The following is a 697-nucleotide window of genomic DNA, read 5'->3' as shown; positions in this document are numbered from 1 at the left end:
ACCACACATAGAACAAAAGTGAGCCACTTTAGCACCTTCGGCAGGAAGGGTTTCATCGTGGTATGCTCTGGCAGTTTCGGGGTCTAAAGACAAATTGAATTGGTCTTCCCATCTAAATTCAAAACGTGCTTTGCTTAAAGCATTATCTCTGTATTGTGCGCCGGGGTGTCCTTTTGCCAAGTCGGCAGCATGGGCTGCTATTTTGTATGCAATCACACCGTCTTTTACATCTTTTTTGTTGGGTAGCCCTAAGTGCTCTTTAGGTGTAACGTAGCACAGCATGGATGTTCCGAACCACCCTATCATAGCAGCACCAATGGCAGAGGTAATATGGTCATAGCCCGGTGCAATATCTGTTACTAAAGGTCCGAGGGTATAAAAAGGGGCTTCAAAGCAATATTGTAATTCTTTATCCATGTTTTCTTTTATCAGTTGCATCGGTATGTGTCCGGGTCGCAAGCCGTCTCCTAATGAAAATGCTACATTGTACGCTTTCATAATCTCGCAAATCTCTTCAAAGTGAGTGTATAAGAAATTTTCTTTATGATGTGCCAAACACCACTTGGCCATAATACTTCCGCCGCGTGATACTATACCTGTCATTCGTTTGGCAGTCAGTGGAATATAACGAAGCAATACGCCGGCATGAATAGTAAAGTAATCCACGCCCTGCTCTGCTTGTTCAATAAGTGTATCT

Annotated in this window: 1 protein-coding gene; it reads right to left on the bottom strand. The window is 43.3% G+C overall.

What is annotated here, in order from left to right; genetic code table 11:
* Positions 1–697 (bottom strand): phosphomethylpyrimidine synthase ThiC (locus N2257_10765; protein ID MCX7794866.1); only part of this gene is annotated, 697 nt, incomplete at both ends.

The sequence above is a fragment of the Thermodesulfovibrionales bacterium genome (genome assembly GCA_026417875.1).
Lineage (GTDB): Bacteria > Nitrospirota > Thermodesulfovibrionia > Thermodesulfovibrionales > CALJEL01 > CALJEL01.
The sequence above is the reverse complement of the archived record's forward strand: the minus strand, read 5'-3'. Positions and strand labels throughout refer to the sequence as shown.